The sequence below is a fragment of the Streptomyces sp. NPDC056987 genome, from assembly GCF_042673865.1.
Lineage (GTDB): Bacteria > Actinomycetota > Actinomycetes > Streptomycetales > Streptomycetaceae > Streptomyces.
Map to the genome: position 1 here is coordinate 157027 of NZ_JBHURV010000011.1, position 14208 is coordinate 171234.

Annotated in this window: 16 protein-coding genes; 1 reads left to right on the plus strand and 15 read right to left on the minus strand. The window is 73.1% G+C overall.

The window, feature by feature from the left end; translation table 11 throughout:
• Nucleotides 1-35: 35 nt before the first annotated feature.
• From ACFTZC_RS15675 to ACFTZC_RS15745, 15 genes are all read right to left on the minus strand, one after another.
• The gene (locus ACFTZC_RS15675; RefSeq protein WP_382889860.1) at nucleotides 36-356 is read right to left on the minus strand and encodes an EthD domain-containing protein; all 321 of its coding nucleotides are present in this window, start codon (nucleotides 354-356) and stop codon (nucleotides 36-38) included.
• 34 nt (nucleotides 357-390) lie between these two features.
• Nucleotides 391-792: a hypothetical protein gene (locus ACFTZC_RS15680; RefSeq protein WP_382889862.1), complete on the minus strand. Its 402-nt coding sequence runs from the start codon at nucleotides 790-792 to the stop codon at nucleotides 391-393.
• A gap of 86 nt (nucleotides 793-878) precedes the next feature.
• Nucleotides 879-1238 carry a nuclear transport factor 2 family protein gene (locus ACFTZC_RS15685; RefSeq protein ID WP_382889864.1) on the minus strand — a complete coding sequence of 120 codons (360 nt, stop codon included), beginning with the start codon at nucleotides 1236-1238 and terminating at the stop codon, nucleotides 879-881.
• 264 nt (nucleotides 1239-1502) lie between these two features.
• On the minus strand, nucleotides 1503-2114 hold the full coding sequence (locus ACFTZC_RS15690) for a TetR family transcriptional regulator (RefSeq protein ID WP_382889866.1): 612 nt from the start codon (nucleotides 2112-2114) through the stop codon (nucleotides 1503-1505).
• 88 nt (nucleotides 2115-2202) lie between these two features.
• On the minus strand, nucleotides 2203-3351 hold the full coding sequence (locus ACFTZC_RS15695; RefSeq protein WP_382889868.1) for an acetyl-CoA C-acetyltransferase: 1149 nt from the start codon (nucleotides 3349-3351) through the stop codon (nucleotides 2203-2205).
• A 70-nt stretch (nucleotides 3352-3421) separates the two neighbouring features.
• Nucleotides 3422-4216: an enoyl-CoA hydratase/isomerase family protein gene (locus ACFTZC_RS15700; protein WP_382889870.1), complete on the minus strand. Its 795-nt coding sequence runs from the start codon at nucleotides 4214-4216 to the stop codon at nucleotides 3422-3424.
• Nucleotides 4213-4992 (minus strand): SDR family NAD(P)-dependent oxidoreductase, encoded by a 780-nt coding sequence (locus ACFTZC_RS15705; RefSeq protein WP_382889872.1) that lies wholly within the window; start codon nucleotides 4990-4992, stop codon nucleotides 4213-4215. Before ACFTZC_RS15705 ends, ACFTZC_RS15700 begins: the two co-directional genes overlap by 4 nt.
• Nucleotides 4989-5765: an SDR family oxidoreductase gene (locus tag ACFTZC_RS15710; protein WP_382889874.1), complete on the minus strand. Its 777-nt coding sequence runs from the start codon at nucleotides 5763-5765 to the stop codon at nucleotides 4989-4991. The genes ACFTZC_RS15705 and ACFTZC_RS15710 overlap by 4 nt, the downstream gene beginning before the upstream one ends.
• Nucleotides 5762-6991, minus strand: coding sequence for an acyl-CoA dehydrogenase family protein (locus ACFTZC_RS15715; RefSeq protein WP_382889876.1), 1230 nt, complete (start codon nucleotides 6989-6991; stop codon nucleotides 5762-5764). The genes ACFTZC_RS15710 and ACFTZC_RS15715 overlap by 4 nt, the downstream gene beginning before the upstream one ends.
• Nucleotides 6992-7083: 92 nt before the next feature.
• Nucleotides 7084-8058 carry a phosphotransferase family protein gene (locus tag ACFTZC_RS15720; protein ID WP_382889878.1) on the minus strand — a complete coding sequence of 325 codons (975 nt, stop codon included), beginning with the start codon at nucleotides 8056-8058 and terminating at the stop codon, nucleotides 7084-7086.
• Nucleotides 8055-9257, minus strand: coding sequence for an acyl-CoA dehydrogenase family protein (locus tag ACFTZC_RS15725; protein ID WP_382889880.1), 1203 nt, complete (start codon nucleotides 9255-9257; stop codon nucleotides 8055-8057). Before ACFTZC_RS15725 ends, ACFTZC_RS15720 begins: the two co-directional genes overlap by 4 nt.
• A 21-nt stretch (nucleotides 9258-9278) precedes the next feature.
• On the minus strand, nucleotides 9279-10424 hold the full coding sequence (locus ACFTZC_RS15730) for a thiolase family protein (protein WP_382889882.1): 1146 nt from the start codon (nucleotides 10422-10424) through the stop codon (nucleotides 9279-9281).
• Complete coding sequence (locus ACFTZC_RS15735; protein WP_382889884.1) at nucleotides 10421-10801, minus strand: Zn-ribbon domain-containing OB-fold protein; 381 nt, start codon at nucleotides 10799-10801, stop codon at nucleotides 10421-10423. The genes ACFTZC_RS15730 and ACFTZC_RS15735 overlap by 4 nt, the downstream gene beginning before the upstream one ends.
• A gap of 5 nt (nucleotides 10802-10806) precedes the next feature.
• Nucleotides 10807-11595, minus strand: coding sequence for an enoyl-CoA hydratase/isomerase family protein (locus tag ACFTZC_RS15740; RefSeq protein ID WP_382889886.1), 789 nt, complete (start codon nucleotides 11593-11595; stop codon nucleotides 10807-10809).
• 179 nt (nucleotides 11596-11774) lie between these two features.
• On the minus strand, nucleotides 11775-12911 hold the full coding sequence (locus tag ACFTZC_RS15745) for an acyl-CoA dehydrogenase family protein (protein ID WP_382889888.1): 1137 nt from the start codon (nucleotides 12909-12911) through the stop codon (nucleotides 11775-11777).
• Between the two features lie 192 nt (nucleotides 12912-13103).
• Between ACFTZC_RS15745 and ACFTZC_RS15750 the strand changes: the two genes are divergently transcribed.
• Nucleotides 13104-14144 (plus strand): NAD(P)-dependent alcohol dehydrogenase, encoded by a 1041-nt coding sequence (locus tag ACFTZC_RS15750; protein WP_382890011.1) that lies wholly within the window; start codon nucleotides 13104-13106, stop codon nucleotides 14142-14144.
• The last annotated feature ends 64 nt before the right edge of the window (nucleotides 14145-14208 follow it).

Here is a 14208-nt window from a genome sequence, read left to right on the forward strand (position 1 = left end):
GGCGCGGTGCCGTACCGCCGTCGGCTGCGGCGGTCTCAGCCGGTGAACAGCTCCGCCTCGGGGCCCATCACCGCGATGCGCCGGCCCTTCATGTCCCCGACCTGCGCGACGGCCCGCTCCCACTCCGGACTCGCGAGCGCCTTCCGCAGGTCCTCCGGGGAGTCGAAGCTGAGGACGGACAGCCCGTCCCACCCCTCGGAGCGCGTCTCCAGGGCCGTGTCGATCTCGGTGTGCCGCCAGGCGCGCAGTCCGGGCAGGAGACGGGTCAGCTCCGCGTGGTCGCCCCGCCACCAGTCGATGAACCGCTCGTGCGTCCACTCGGGGGGCCGGGCTGCCAGCAGGACGAGGTTGTACATGACGGTTCTCCTACGTGTTCGGGCGTTCAGGCGTTCAGGGAAAGCGGATCTCGGACGACCGGCCGATCAGCAGCCGCTGGAGCCTGCCCTCGCCGTTCACTCGGCCGGCCGCGACGAAGCTGGCCTCCGGGACGCCGGCGCGCCGCACCTCGCCGAGGAAGAGTTCGTCCTGGCCGAGGGTGGTCGCGGAGAGCCGGTGGTGGGTACGGGTGCCCTTCTCCCGCTGCTCCAGGTAGCCGACGAGCGCGGCGCGGTCCCCCGCGAAGTCGGTGGCGCTGCCGCCGCCCGTGGAGAACAGGATGGAGAGCGCGAAGTCGTCGCTGATCAGGTCGAGGATCCTGGCGGGCTCGTCGCTGTCCAGGATCTCGAACCACGCGGTGAGGAAGGGCGCCGCGGAGGTCGTGTCAGTGGGCACGTCGGTGGGTGTGTCGGTCATCTCAGCCTCCAAGTGGCCGGGTGTCGGACGGTCTCTGCCCGGCAGCGGGCGGCCCGAGGCGTCCACGGCGGTACCCTCGCCATCGTCTACGCCGGCCGGTCGACGAGGTCGAAGGTGGTCGTGAAGAACGACTGGTAGCGGGCGAGTCGTCCGTCCGGTGTGACGGCGGCGGCGGAGAGGAAGGACCCGACGGTCCTCCCCGACTCGGTCACGACGCCGTACACGGTCTCCACGTCGCCGTCGGCGGTGGCGCGGAGGACCTCGTGCACCCGGTCGACGGCGGCGCGGCCCGCTATGTAGGCGGCGAAGTCGTCCCTGGATGTGCCTCGGGCCTCACGCCCCGGCAGGGCGATGAGGAACTGGAAGTCCGGCACGAGGAGGTCGAGCGCCTGTTCGGGGTGTTCGCTGTCCATGCGGGCCAGATACGCGCGCAGCACGGGGGCCATGAATATCCTTTCAGCTGTCGTCCGCCTGCCCGGGGGGAGCCGGCGCCGAGGGGATCCGGTACCTCCCACTCAAACTGAGTTAAGTTCAATTCAGTAAGTGGATTTTAATCCCGCCGAAACACACCTGGCAATGGCCGGTGCCGGACTCGACCCGAACGGTCCGGGGCGGCAAAGGGCGCGGCCCGCCGGCGGAACTCGGCCGGCGGGCCGGTGGCGGTCGCCCAGGAGGCGGGTCGCCCGGGAAGCGGATCGCTCAGGTGGCGCTCAGGTGGCGACCATGCGCACGCAGGAGCCCTCGATCAGCTCGCTGATCTCCGAGAGCGGCGTCGGCCCCGACGGGCGGTACCACCGCCAGACGCTGACGATCAGGCCGAGCACCCCCGCGCCCAGCAACTGCGCGTCCCGCAGCGGGAAGACGCCCTGGGACATCCCCCGTACCAGCAGATTCGTCCAGTCCCGCTCGACGACCTGGACCAGTTGGCGGGCCGCGACCCGCTCCGCCTCCTCGCGCTTGGACCCGCGCGCGCCGGAGAGCAGGTCCATGTGGCTCTGCAGGATCCGCATCTGCAGCACCTCGTGCGCGGAGACGTCGTACGCCGCGCGGACCGCCGCCCGCAACGCCTCGACCGGGTCCGCGATGTCCTCGGTGGCCTCGGTGAACCGGTCGTGGGAGCGCTGGAGTTCGAGCCGCATGATGGTGAGCAGGCAGTGGGTCTTGGACTCGAAGTAGTGGTAGAGCGCGGTCTGTCCGATGCCCACGCGCTCGGCGACGGTCGACCACTTCGTGGCCTCGAAGCCGGACTCGCCGAAGCAGTCGACGGCGGCGGTGAGAATGGCCGCGCGCTTGGATCGCGGTCCCGCCTCCGGTTCAACCATCCTGGCCATCGTCTCCCTCTCCGACCGTCACCCACGTTTCAGTACCCGAGAGTAGCCCCAAGTTGAACTCAGTTGCCAATCAGCCGGTTCACAGGCGTTCGAGGACGGTGGCGTTGGCCATACCGCCGCCCTCGCACATCGTCTGCAGACCGTACCGGCCGCCGGTCCTGCGCAGCTGGTGGACGAGTGTGGTCATCAGCCGCGCTCCCGTGGCGCCGAGCGGATGCCCGAGGGCGATCGCGCCGCCGAAGGCGTTGACCTTCTCCGGGTCCGCGCCCGTCTCCTTCTGCCAGGCGAGGACCACGGAGGCGAACGCCTCGTTGATCTCGACCAGGTCGATCCGGTCGAGGGAGAGCCCCGCGCGGTCCAGGACCTTCTCGGTGGCGGGGATCGGGCCGGTCAGCATGTGGATCGGGTCCGAGCCGACCACGGCCATCGCGTGCACGCGGGCCAGCGGGGTCAGGCCGTGGCGGCGTACCGCCTCCGCCGAGGCGATCAGCAGCGCGGCGGCGCCGTCGGAGATCTGGCTGGAGACGGCGGCGGTCAGCCGGCCCCCTTCGGTGAGGGTCTTCAGACCCGCCATCTTCTCCGGCGTGGTGTCGGCGCGCGGTCCCTCGTCCCGGGTGAGCCCGAAGGACGGGACGATCTCGTCGTCGAAGACTCCCTCCGCCTGCGCGGCGAGCGCCCGCTGGTGGCTGGTGAGCGCGAACCGCTCCATGTCCGTACGGGAGACGGCCCACTTCTCGGCGATCAGTTCGGCGCCGCGGAACTGCGAGACCTCCTGGTCCCCGAAGTGCTCGCGCCAGCCGTCACCCCCGAACGGGGTTCCCAGGCCCGCCTGTTCGCCGACGTACATGGGGCTGGCGATGGGCACCAGGCTCATCACCTCGACCCCGCCGGCCACCACCAGGTCGGCGGCGCCCGAGCCGACCGCCTGGGCGGCGAAGTGCACGGCCTGCTGGGAGGAGCCGCACTGCCGGTCGACGGTGGTGCCGGGCACGTGCTGGGGCAGGCCCGCGGAGAGCCAGGCGGTGCGGGCGAGGTTGCCGGTCTGCGCGCCGATCTGGCTGACGCAGCCGAAGAACACGTCGTCGACCTCGCCCGGGTCGACGCCGCCGCGGTCCAGCAGGGCGCGCAGCACATGGGCGCCGAGGTCGGCCGGGTGGACGCCGCTCAGGGCGCCCTTGCGGCGGCCGACGGGGGTGCGGACGGCCGCGACGATGAATGCTTCCGACACTGTGCTCTCCATGGTTTCGGTACGGGGGCGGCCCGGCCGGCGGTACCGGCGTGGGCCCGTGGCGGGGGGATCAGGGCTCGTACGAGGTGCCCGCGAAGTCCGGTGCGCGCTTGCCGAGGAAGGCGGCGACGCCCTCGCGGCCCGTCGGGGAGGCGGCCGCCGCGGCGATCGCCCGTGCCTCGCTGTCCAGGTGCGGGCCCAGTTCCGTCAGCGGACCGGCGGCGACGAGGCGACGGGTGGCGCCGAAGGCGGCGGTGGGTCCGCGGCGCAGGGCCTCGGCCGTCCGCTCGGCCTCGGCGGTCAGCCGGTCCGCGTCGACCACCCGGGTCACCAGTCCGATCACCTCGGCTTCCGCCGCCGGTACCCGGCGGTTGGTCAGCAGCAGGTCCAGCGCCCGCTTCGGCCCGACGAGGCGGGGCAGCGACCAGCTCACCCCGGCGTCCGGCGAGTAGCCGATGCCGGTGTAGGCGGCGGTGAACGTGGCATTGCCGGCGGCGAGCGTGATGTCGGCGACGGCCGCCAGCCCGAGCCCCGCCCCGGCGACCGGGCCCTGTACGGCGGCGACCAGCGGCGCGTCCAGCGCGGTGAGGACGCGCAGCGCGCCGTGGAGCGCGCCGGTCACCGCCGTCAGGTGGCTCTCCAGCTCCTCGGCCGGGAGCGCGGAGAACTCCCGCAGATCGCCGCCGACGCAGAAGGACCTGCCCTCTCCGGTGAGCAGGACGGCCCGTACGTCCGCCCGCGCGCACGCCCGCGCGGCGTCCAGCAGTTCGCGCGCCATCGCCAGGTCGATGGCGTTGCCGGCCTCGCCGCGCCGCAGGGTCAGCCGGGCGAGACCGTTGTCCTGGATGTCGGTGGAGACCCTCATCGCGCCGTCCATCCGCCGTCGACGGTCAGAATCTGTCCGGTGCAGTACGAGGACGCGTCCGAGGCGAGGAAGAGCAGCGCGCCGTCGAGTTCGTGGGCGTGGCCGCCGCGGCCCAGCAGGGTGTTGCGTCCGACCCAGCGGGCGGAGCGCTCGTCGCCGAAGAGGTCCGCGGTCATCTCGGTGCGGAACCAGCCGGGGGCCAGCGCGTTGACGCGGGTTCCGGCGGCGCCCCACTGTCCGGCCAGTTCGCGGGTGAGCCCGATCAGTCCGGCCTTGGAGGCCGCGTAGCTCGCACCGCCGAGGGGGGCGGCGGAGACCAGGCCGAGGATGGAGGAGACGTTGACGATGCTCGGTCCGCCCACACGCTCCCCGGCGGGTGCCTCGGCGGTGAGCCGGGCGAGGTGGAAGGGCGCGGTGAGATTGACGCCGAGGACGTCGGCGAAGGCGTCCGGGGACTCCTCCTCGGCGCGGGTCGCGCCGGGCATGGCGGCGTTGTTGACGAGGACGTCGATCCGGCCACCGGCGGCCAGCGCCGTCTCCACCAGTCGGACACGGTCGGCCGCCACCGAGACGTCGCAGGTGACGGCGTGGATCCGGGGGTGCGACCCGGCGAGTTCCCGGAGCGGGCCGGTGCGGCGGGCCGCGGCGAACACGGTGGCGCCCGCCTGGGCGAGGACGGTGGCGAAACGCCCGCCGAGCCCGGCGGAGGCGCCGGTGACGATCGCCGTCCTGCCCTCCAGCGAGAACAGTTCGGCGGCGGGGCGCGGCGCGCTCATCCGGCCACCCCGATCGGCAGGGCGGTGGCGCCGCCGTCGAGCACCAGGGTCTGGCCGGTCATCCATGAGGAGGCGTCGGAGGCCAGGAACAGCGCCGCGTTCGCCACGTCCTCGACGGTGCCGAGGCGGCGCATCGGCAGCGCGGCGGTGAGGATGTCCTCGCGGGCCTCCCACACCGCGCGCGCCAGCTCGGTCTTGATCAGTCCGGGCGCGATGGCGTTCACCCGGGCGCGGGGGCCGAGTTCGTAGGCGAGCTGCCGGGTCATGTGCAGCATGGCGGCCTTGGTGGCGTTGTAGTAGCCGATGTGCGGGTCGACGACGAGCCCGCCGACGGAGGCGATGTTGATCACCGCTCCGCCGTGCTCGGCCATCGACGCCCGCCAGGCGCAGCGGGTCCAGGCGACCATCCCGTACTGGTTGACCCGTACGGTCTTCTCGGCCCGCGGCAGGTCGAGGTCGAGCAGGTCGCCGTGGTACGGGTTGGTCGCCGCGTTGTTGACGAGGATGTCGACACGGCCCAAGCGGCTCATGGTGGTGTCGACGCAGGCCTCGGCCTGGTCGGGTTCGCCCGCGTTGGCGACGACCGTGTGGATCTCCCCGTCACCCTCGATGCCCAGCAGGTGCGCGCGGGCCTCGGCGAGTCCGGGCGCCTTGCGCGCCGCGATCACCACATGCGCGCCGGCCGCCCGGTAGGCGGCGGCGATGCCGAGGCCGATGCCGCGGGAGCCGCCGGTGATGACGGCGACCCGGCCGTCGAGCGTCCGGGTGCTCATGCCGCACCGGCCTTGGTGCCGCTGTCCCGGTAGGGGGCGAGTTCCCGGCGGGCGATCGTCCGCAGGTGCACCTCGTCGGGGCCGTCGGCGATGCGCAGCGCCCGGGTGATGGCGTACAGCCGGGCCAGTACGGTGTCGTCGCTGACGCCCGCCGCGCCGTGCGTCTGGACCGCGCGGTCGACCACCTTGTGGGCGATCTCCAGCGCGGCCACCTTGATGGCGGCGACCTCGGTACGGGCGGCGGCGTTGCCCGCGGTGTCCATCAGCCAGGCCGACTTCAGGACGAGGAGGCGCAGTTGCTCGATCTCGATGCGGCTGCGGGCGATCCACTCACGGACCACGCCCTGGTCGGCGAGCGGGCCGCCGAAGGCGATCCGCGCGGTGGCGCGTTCGCACATCAGCTGGAGGGCGCGTTCGGCGAAGCCGACGGCGCGCATCGCGTAGTGCATGCGGCCCGGTCCCAGCCGTCCCTGGGCGAGTGCGAATCCCTCGCCCTCGCCGCCGAGGATGTTCGCCGCGGGGACGCGGACGTCCTCGAAGAGCACGTCGCCGTGGCCGAGGCGGTCGGTGTAGCCGAACATGGGCAGGTCGCGCAGGACCGTGACGCCCGGGGTGTCACGGGGGATCAGCACCATGGACTGCTGCCGGTAGGCGGGCGCGTCCGGGTCGGTCTTACCCATCAGGATGATCAGCCGGCAGTCCGGGTCCATGATCCCGGAGGTGTACCACTTGCGGCCGTTCACGACGTAGCTGTCGCCGTCGCGGGTGATGCGGGTACGGATGTTGCGGGCGTCGGAGCTGGCGACCTCGGGTTCGGTCATCGCGAAGCAGGACCGGATCTCGGCGGTCAGCAGCGGCCGCAGCCAGCGGTCCTGCTGCTCGGGGGTGCCGTACAGCGCGAGCAGCTCCATGTTCCCGGTGTCGGGCGCCGAGCAGTTGAAGACCTCGGGGCCGATGAGGGAGCGGCCGGCCAGCTCGGCGAGGGGCGCGTAGTCGAGGTTGGTGAGTCCCGCGCCCCAGTCGCCGTGCGCGAGGAAGAGGTTCCACAGGCCCTCGGCCCGTGCCTTCTCCTTCAGCTCGGTCATCACCGGCGGCAGCGCGTGGGGATCGGCCGCGGCGGCGAGCTGCCGGTCGTACACACTCTCCGCGGGGTAGACGTGTTGTTCCATGAAGGACCGCATACGGTCCTGGAGTTCGCTCGCGCGTGGCGAGAGTCCGAAGTCCACGATTGCTCCTCCTCGCCGGCGGCTGGCCCGGCGTACGTGCCCTGTGCGGTGCGGTGTGTGGCGTGGTCGGCGCGGCCCGGCCGGTCGGGGGATCAGCCGAGAAGGTCGCGGGCGGTGCGGATCATCGCGGCGATGGTGGGCGGCAGCCGTTCCTGGTCCGGGTCGTGGTGCCGGCCCTCGCGGTGCCTGCGCAGGTTGTGGCCCATGATCGCGGCCATCTTCATGCGGCCCAGCGCCCGGAACCAGGCCATCGCGGGCGGTGTCGGCCGGCCGTCGAGGTACGCCGCCAGCAGTTCGTCCTCGGTGGGCAGGCCCGGGACGGCGCGTCCCAGCGCGGGGAAGTTGCGGTGGTCGGCGAAGAGCAGGAACCAGCCGAGGTCGGTGCGCGGGTCTCCGGCGCTCCAGATCTCCCAGTCGACCACGGCCACCGCGCGCTCCCCGGCGCACAGCACGTTGCCGAGCCGGAAGTCCCCGTGCAGCAGCACCGGCGACAGGCCGGGAGGCACCCGGTCGGCGAGAAGGGTGAGCAACTGCTCCGCTCCGGGCCGCAGTTCGGCGGGTACGGCCTGCATGGTGCGACTCCACCTGGCCAGTTCGCCGGCCGGGTCGAGCGGTGGCGGCGCGTCGAGCCCCGGCGTACGGAGATCGGTGCCGTGCAGCCGCCGCAGCACGGAGGCGATCTCCAGCATCCGCGCCCGTGCCGTCCCTGCGGGCACCTCCGGTGTGTCGAGTACGGGTTCGACGGCCTCCCCGGCGGCGAAGTCCATCGCGAACCAGCCGGGGGCCGTCTCGTCGACGACGGCGACGCCGGGCACCGGCACCGGGCCGCCGGCGAGGGCGCGCAGGACCCGGGCCTGACGCAGCACGTCGTTGCGTCCGACCGGCTCCCGGCCGGGCGGCACCGCTTTGACGACGTACGCCGTGTCCCCGGCGCCGACCGAGTACGTCAGCCCGGAGTGGCCGCCCGGCAGTACCTTCAACTCCCCTACGGTCACGCCGGGATGGCGGGCGGCGAGCCGGTCGCGGACCCGGGCGGCCAGCGTCGGGGACGGCGGGGCCGTGGTCATCGGGAGGGCTCCTTGGGCAGGCCGAGGACGCGCTCGGCGAGGATGGTGCGCTGGATCTCGTCCGTGCCGCCCGCGATGCGGTAGCCGGGCGCGCCGAGCAGATGCTCCGTCCAGGCGTACGTGCCCCACTCCCCCGTGTCGGCGACCAGGCGGGGGCCCAGCAGCTCCGACACCAGGTCGCTGGTGCGCCGCATGGTGCCGGTCGCGTACAGCTTGCCGACGGAGGCCTCCGCGCCGGGCTCGCGGCCGGCGACGAGGGCGGCGGTGACCCGCTGTCCGATGAGCCGCTGCACCAGGGCGCGGATGTGGAGGTCGGCGGCCCGGACGCGTTCGCCGTCGGTGAGCGGGCGGGGCGGGTGGGCGGCGAGCCGCAGCGCCCGGTCGGCGTTGTCCAGACCGAGGCTCCCGGAGTCGAGCCGCTCGGCGGCCAGCACGGTGAGCGTGACCCGCCAGCCCTCGCCGACGGGTCCGAGCCGGTCGGTGTCGGGCACGACCACGTCGTCGAGATAGACCTCGTTGAAGCTGGCGCCGCCGGTCATCTGCCGGATCGGCCGTACGATCACGCCGGGGGCGTCCATGCGGACGAGGAACACGGTGATCCCGGCGTGCTTGCGTACCTCCGGGTCGGTGCGGCACACGGCGACGCCCCAGGTGGCGACCCGGGCGCCGGAGGTCCACACCTTGTGCCCGTTGAGCACCCAGTTCTCGCCGTCGCGCTCCGCCCTCGTCCGTACCGCGGCGAGGTCGGAGCCGGCCTCCGTCTCCGAGAAGAGCTGGCAGGCCAGCTCGTCCGTCCGGAGCAGCGGCCGCAGCCAGCGCCGCTTCTGCTCCTCGGTGCCCCAGACGCCGACCGCGGGGGCGACGAGCTGCTGGGTCACCGGGAAGACCTCGGCGCGCCGGGGCACCTCGAAGGCGGCCTCCTCGGCGCGGTAGAGCTGCTCGTAGTAGCCGGGCAGGCCCTGGCCCCCGTACTCCTGCGGCCAGTTGAGCGCGCCCCAGCCCTGGTCGTACCGGAGCCGCTCCCACTCCTGGACACGGGCGGTGTGTTCGTGTTCCTCCCGCTCGGTCCAGTTCTCGAACACGGCGACGGAGTCGGAGCCGCTGCCCCATCCGCCGTCCGCGGCGGCCGGCCGGGCGACCGTGGCGAGCCAGCTCCTGGCCCGGTCGCGGAACTCCGCTGGGGACGGGTCGTCACTCATCTCTTCCTCCTCCACCTGATATCAGCGGGACAGCACCGTGCAGGCGCTGACGCCGGGCGCGCCGTACACATGGGTGAAGCCGGTCCTGGGTCCGCCGGGCACCTGGCGGGCGCCGGCCCGGCCACGCAGTTGCTGGACGATCTCGTAGACCTGGCGCAGCCCGGAGGCGCCGATGGGTTCCCCGTTGGCGATGCAGCCGCCGTCGGTGTTGACCGGCAGCGAGCCGTCGATTCCGGTGGCACCGGCGGCGATCAGCTTCTCCTGTTCGCCGTCCGCGCAGAAGCCGCACTCGGCCATGTGCATGATCTCGGCGCCGCTCTCGGTGTCCTGGAGCTGGCAGACGTCCACGTCGGCCGGGCCGATCCCCGCCTCCTCGAACGCGGCGGCCGAGGCGTCCCGGCTGACGCTGGTCGGCTCGCCCGCCGGGACCGACGGGCTGAACACCTCGAAGGAGCCGAAGCGCCGGGTGCGTACGGCGACCGAACGCAGGGTGACCGGGGGGCCGTTCATGGTACGGGCGGCCTCGGGCGAGCAGAGGACGAGCGCCGCCGCGCCGGCCCCCGGGGAGCAGAACATGAAGCGTGTCAGCGGGTCGCTGACCATGGCGGAGTCCAGGATCTCGGCGGCCGGGACCGGTTCGCGCCGCCAGGCCTCGGGCGTCCGGGCGCCGTTGCGGTACGCCTTCTCCGCGACCAGGGCGAGGCTCCGCGGGGTGATCCCGTGGTCGTACATGTAGCGCTGGATCTTCATGCCGAAGAACTGGGTGGTCACCATCAGTCCGTCGGTGCCGTACTCCTGGCCCAGGCCCCAGTCCTCGGGGCGTGGGTCGAAGGCGCCGCGCGGGTGTTTGTCGAAGCCGACGGCGAGGGCGACATCGGCCATGCCGGAGCGGATCGCGTTCGCCGCGGAGAGCAGGGCGCTGCCACCGGTCGCGCAGCCGTTCTTGACGTTGACGAACGGCACGCCGGTGAGGCCGAGTTGGGCGACGAGCGTGTCGGCGAGACCGGCGCTGTCGCTGCCGCCGAACGCGGCGCGCACCCGGGGCCATTCGGTCCCGGCGTCCGTCAGCGCGGCGTTCACCGCGGCGACGGCCAGTTGCCGGCCGCTCAGCTCGGACCGGCCGAAGGGGGTGCGCCCGGCACCGCAGATGAGGACGTCGGTGGTCATGTTCCCTCCTCGCCGGGGACCGTGGGGCGGGCCCGCGGCACTCCGTCGCCGGCCGTCACCGTCATCGGCGTGCCGATCCGGATCCCGTCGAGGTCGTCGACGTCGAGCACGGCGGCGACCCGTACCCCGGCCGCCAGCTCGACGTAGCCGAGCGCGAACGGCTCGAAGCCGCCGGGCGGGGGCTGGTACGGCGGTGACTTGGGCGCGTAGCGCTGCACCGTCCAGGTCCACAGGGTGCCCGCGCCGGACAGGGCCGCCGGGTCGGCCGGCCCTCCGCAGCGCGGGCACGTGTCGTCCGCGGGGTAGAGCGACACCGAGCAGCGGGGACAGTGGGCGCCCGCCAGTCCGGCGGGCGCGCTCCGCGGAGGTGTGGTCATGGGGTTCAGCGCCCCTGCCACTTCGGCTCGCGCTTCTCCAGGAACGCCGAGACGCCTTCCTTCGCGTCCTCGGAGTTGAGCGCCACTCCCACGGCGAGGTGCTCCATGACCATCAGCGACTGGACGTCGGCGTCCAGGCTCCGGTCGATCGTCATCTTGGTGAGCCACATCATGAACGGGCTCTTGTCGACGAGGTCCCCGATGAAGTCCTCGACCGTCGCGTCGAGTTCACCGGCCGGGGCGGACTTGTTGATCAGTCCGAAGTCGGTGGCCTCGATACCGGAGAGCAGCTTGCCGGTGAGCATCAGCTCCTTGGTCTTGCGGATGCCGATCATGCGCGGCACGCGGTAGATCGGGCCGGCCCCGCCGAAGAGCGAGCGGCGGATGTGGAAGTCGCCGATCTTGGCGTCGTCCGCGGCGATGGCGAAGTCGCAGGAGATCATGAGCTCGAATCCGCCCGCGGTGACATGGCCCTCCAGGACGGCGACGGAGGGGGTCTTCATCGAGTAGAGGCGGTCGCACACCTTGGCGGACTTCACCGCCACGTCGATGGCGTTCGACTTGCCGACGTACTCGGCCTTCAGACTGTCGAGGTCGAAGCCCGAGCAGAAGGTGCCGCCGCGACCGCGCAGCACGAGGACCCGCAGCTCGGGGTCCTCGTCCACCTCGGTCACGATCTCGTCGAGCCGGTCCAGGATCGGCACGGTGACGCAGTTCTTCTTCCACGGGCGGTTGAGCCAGACACGGGCGACATGACCGTCACGCTCGAACTGGATCTCGTCTTCCACTGCCATCTCTCACTCCCCAAACTGAACTGAATTCACTACGATTCTGGGGAGCCGACGGTCCCCTGTCAACCCCGAACTCGACATCGGTTCACTTCACGGAAAGGGTGGTTGAACCGGGCGGGATCGGGGAACTCCCTCACCTCACTGAACCAAATTCGACATGCTCGACGGTGCCGCGCGAGCCGTCACGCGGCCGGGAGGCCGATCAGCCCGGCGAGCCGGGCCCGGTGCTGGTCCGCGGTGCCGAACAGCACCTCGGCGCTGCGCGCGCGGCGCACATAGAGGTGCGCCGGGTGTTCCCACGTGAAACCGATCCCGCCGTGCAGCTGGACGTACTCCGCGGTCGCCAGCAGGAAGGTCTCCGAGCAGACCGCGGCGGCGGCGCTCGCGGCCTCCGGCAGCCTCGGCGAGGCGGCGGCCACGCAGGCGGTCGCGTACGCGGACGCCGAGCGCCCCGCCTCCAGCGCGACGAGCACATCGGCGAGCCGGTGCTTGACCGCCTGGAAGGAGCCGATCGGCCGGCCGAACTGGGTACGTTCCCGCACGAAGCGCACCGTGTCCTCCAGCGCGTGGGCGCTGCCGCCGACCTGCTCGGCGGCGAGCCCGGCCCGCCCGGCGTCGAGGGCCGCCGTCACCTCGCCCGACGCGCCGACCGGCGTCGCGGGCGCGCCGCGGAACTCCACCAGCGCCTGGCGCCGCGTCCCGTCCAGGACGCGGCGCTCCGTCCGTACGCAGGTGTCCGAATCCGGCTCGCAGGCGAACAGCCGGGGCCCGTCGGCCGTTCGGGCCCGCACCAGCAGCAGTTCGGCGCCGGCCCCGTCGAGTACGAAGTCGGCCGCGCCCCGCAGCACCCAGCCCGAGCCGCCGCGCTCGGCGCCGACATCGGGCGCACGGTCCTCGGCGCCGTCCCCGAAACCGGCCACGGTGGCGGTGAGCGTGCCGTCGGCGATCCGCGGCAGGTGGCGCTCGCACGCGGCCCGGTCACCGCTGTACAGCAGGGCGTGCGCGGCGAGGACCACCGTGGGCAGCAGCGGCGCGGGGGACAGGACGCGGCCGGACTCCTCCAGCGCCACGGCGAGCTCGGCGAAGGTGAAGCCGGCCCCGCCGTACTCCTCGGGGATCGCCAGCCCGTGCACGCCGATCTCGCGGGCCATCCGCGTCCAGAGCCGCTCGTCGTGACCGCGCGGGGTGGCGGACTGCTCACGGAGCGCCTCGGAGCCATGGGTGTCGGCGAAGAAGTCCCGCAGGACGGTGCGGAGCTCCCGCTGCTCCTCGGTTTCGGGCAGGAGACGCGGGGCGCCTTCGTGCGGACGGGGGCTCATGGGGTCTCCAATGCGCTCGGGTACGGGACTGGGACGGAGGCGGCACAGGGATACTTGAAATTGAACTCAATTCATGAACGGTACGTGCCGGATCCCCGGACGGGCAAGATGCGCGCTCCGCGACCCATATTGAACTGACTTCGTCTCTGTTACCGTCACGGCATGGGACTGACAAGACCCCCGGCGGCCACCATGCGGGCCGTACGGATGACGGCCTGGGGAGAGGAACCGGCGTACGGGACGGTCGAGCGCCCCGTACCGCGGGGCGCCGAGGTGGTGGTGCGCGTGGCGGCCACCGGGCTCTGCCACTCCGATCTGCACATCGTGGACGGCCCCGCGGGCGCGCTCCCCTACCGGCTGCCGTTCACCCTCGGGCACGAGGTGGCCGGGGAGATCGCGGCGCTGGGCCCGGACGCCGCCGGACGGACCGCCGGTGAACGTGTCGTGGTGTACGGCCCGTGGGGCTGCGGGGAGTGCGACCGCTGCGCGGCGGGCCGCGACAACTACTGCGACCGGCGCGGCGAACTGGACTGGCACGGTGCCGGACTCGGCCGGGACGGCGGGATGGCCGAGTACGTACGCGTCCCCTCCGCCCGGTATCTGGTACCGATCGGCGACCTGCCGGCCGACCGGGCGGCGCCGCTCTCCGACGCGGGGCTGACCTCCTACCACGCGATCGCGGGGGTACGGGAGGCGCTCGGCGAGGGCACCACCGCCGTGGTCATCGGCGTCGGCGGGCTCGGTCATCTGGCGGTCCAGATCCTGCGCGCGACCACCCCGAGCCGGGTGCTGGCGGTCGACATCCGCGAGAGCGCGCTCGCCCTCGCCCACCGGTCGGGCGCCCACTTCGCCACGCTGGCGCGGGAGGACACCGCGCGGGTGCTGAGGGAGCGGACCGGAGGGGTGGGAGCCGACGCGGTCCTGGACTTCGCCGGCACGACCGCCTCCCTGGAGCTCGCCACCGGCGTCCTGCGCCCCGGCGGGGAGCTCGCGGTGGTCGGCAGCGGCGGTGGCCGGCTGACGGTCCGCAAACCGGGCGCCCTCCCACCGGGCTGCCGGCTCTCGCTGCCGTTCTGGGGCACCCGGGCCGAGCTGGCCGAGGTCGTGGCGCTGGCACGCTCGGGTGCGCTCCATGTCGAGACCGAGCGGTTCCCGCTCTCCGCCGCGGCCGAGGCGTTCGGGCGGCTGCGGCGCGGGCAGGTGCGGGGGCGGGCCGTACTCGTACCCGGGTGATCCGCGCGGAAGCGTCGCGGCCGATCCCCTCACAGGCGTCCGGCGGGCGGCCGCCGACCCGCCC

Coding starts and splice junctions, on each gene's coding strand:
- ACFTZC_RS15725 (WP_382889880.1), bottom strand. CDS start 9,257: ATGAGTGACGACCCGTCCCCAGCGGAGTTCCGCGACCGGGCCAGGAGC.
- ACFTZC_RS15750 (WP_382890011.1), top strand. CDS start 13,104: ATGCGGGCCGTACGGATGACGGCCTGGGGAGAGGAACCGGCGTACGGG.
- ACFTZC_RS15690 (WP_382889866.1), bottom strand. CDS start 2,114: ATGGTTGAACCGGAGGCGGGACCGCGATCCAAGCGCGCGGCCATTCTC.
- ACFTZC_RS15730 (WP_382889882.1), bottom strand. CDS start 10,424: ATGACCACCGACGTCCTCATCTGCGGTGCCGGGCGCACCCCCTTCGGC.
- ACFTZC_RS15745 (WP_382889888.1), bottom strand. CDS start 12,911: ATGAGCCCCCGTCCGCACGAAGGCGCCCCGCGTCTCCTGCCCGAAACC.
- ACFTZC_RS15710 (WP_382889874.1), bottom strand. CDS start 5,765: ATGAGCACCCGGACGCTCGACGGCCGGGTCGCCGTCATCACCGGCGGC.
- ACFTZC_RS15720 (WP_382889878.1), bottom strand. CDS start 8,058: ATGACCACGGCCCCGCCGTCCCCGACGCTGGCCGCCCGGGTCCGCGAC.
- ACFTZC_RS15685 (WP_382889864.1), bottom strand. CDS start 1,238: ATGGCCCCCGTGCTGCGCGCGTATCTGGCCCGCATGGACAGCGAACAC.
- ACFTZC_RS15680 (WP_382889862.1), bottom strand. CDS start 792: ATGACCGACACACCCACCGACGTGCCCACTGACACGACCTCCGCGGCG.
- ACFTZC_RS15740 (WP_382889886.1), bottom strand. CDS start 11,595: ATGGCAGTGGAAGACGAGATCCAGTTCGAGCGTGACGGTCATGTCGCC.
- ACFTZC_RS15735 (WP_382889884.1), bottom strand. CDS start 10,801: ATGACCACACCTCCGCGGAGCGCGCCCGCCGGACTGGCGGGCGCCCAC.
- ACFTZC_RS15705 (WP_382889872.1), bottom strand. CDS start 4,992: ATGAGCGCGCCGCGCCCCGCCGCCGAACTGTTCTCGCTGGAGGGCAGG.
- ACFTZC_RS15700 (WP_382889870.1), bottom strand. CDS start 4,216: ATGAGGGTCTCCACCGACATCCAGGACAACGGTCTCGCCCGGCTGACC.
- ACFTZC_RS15675 (WP_382889860.1), bottom strand. CDS start 356: ATGTACAACCTCGTCCTGCTGGCAGCCCGGCCCCCCGAGTGGACGCAC.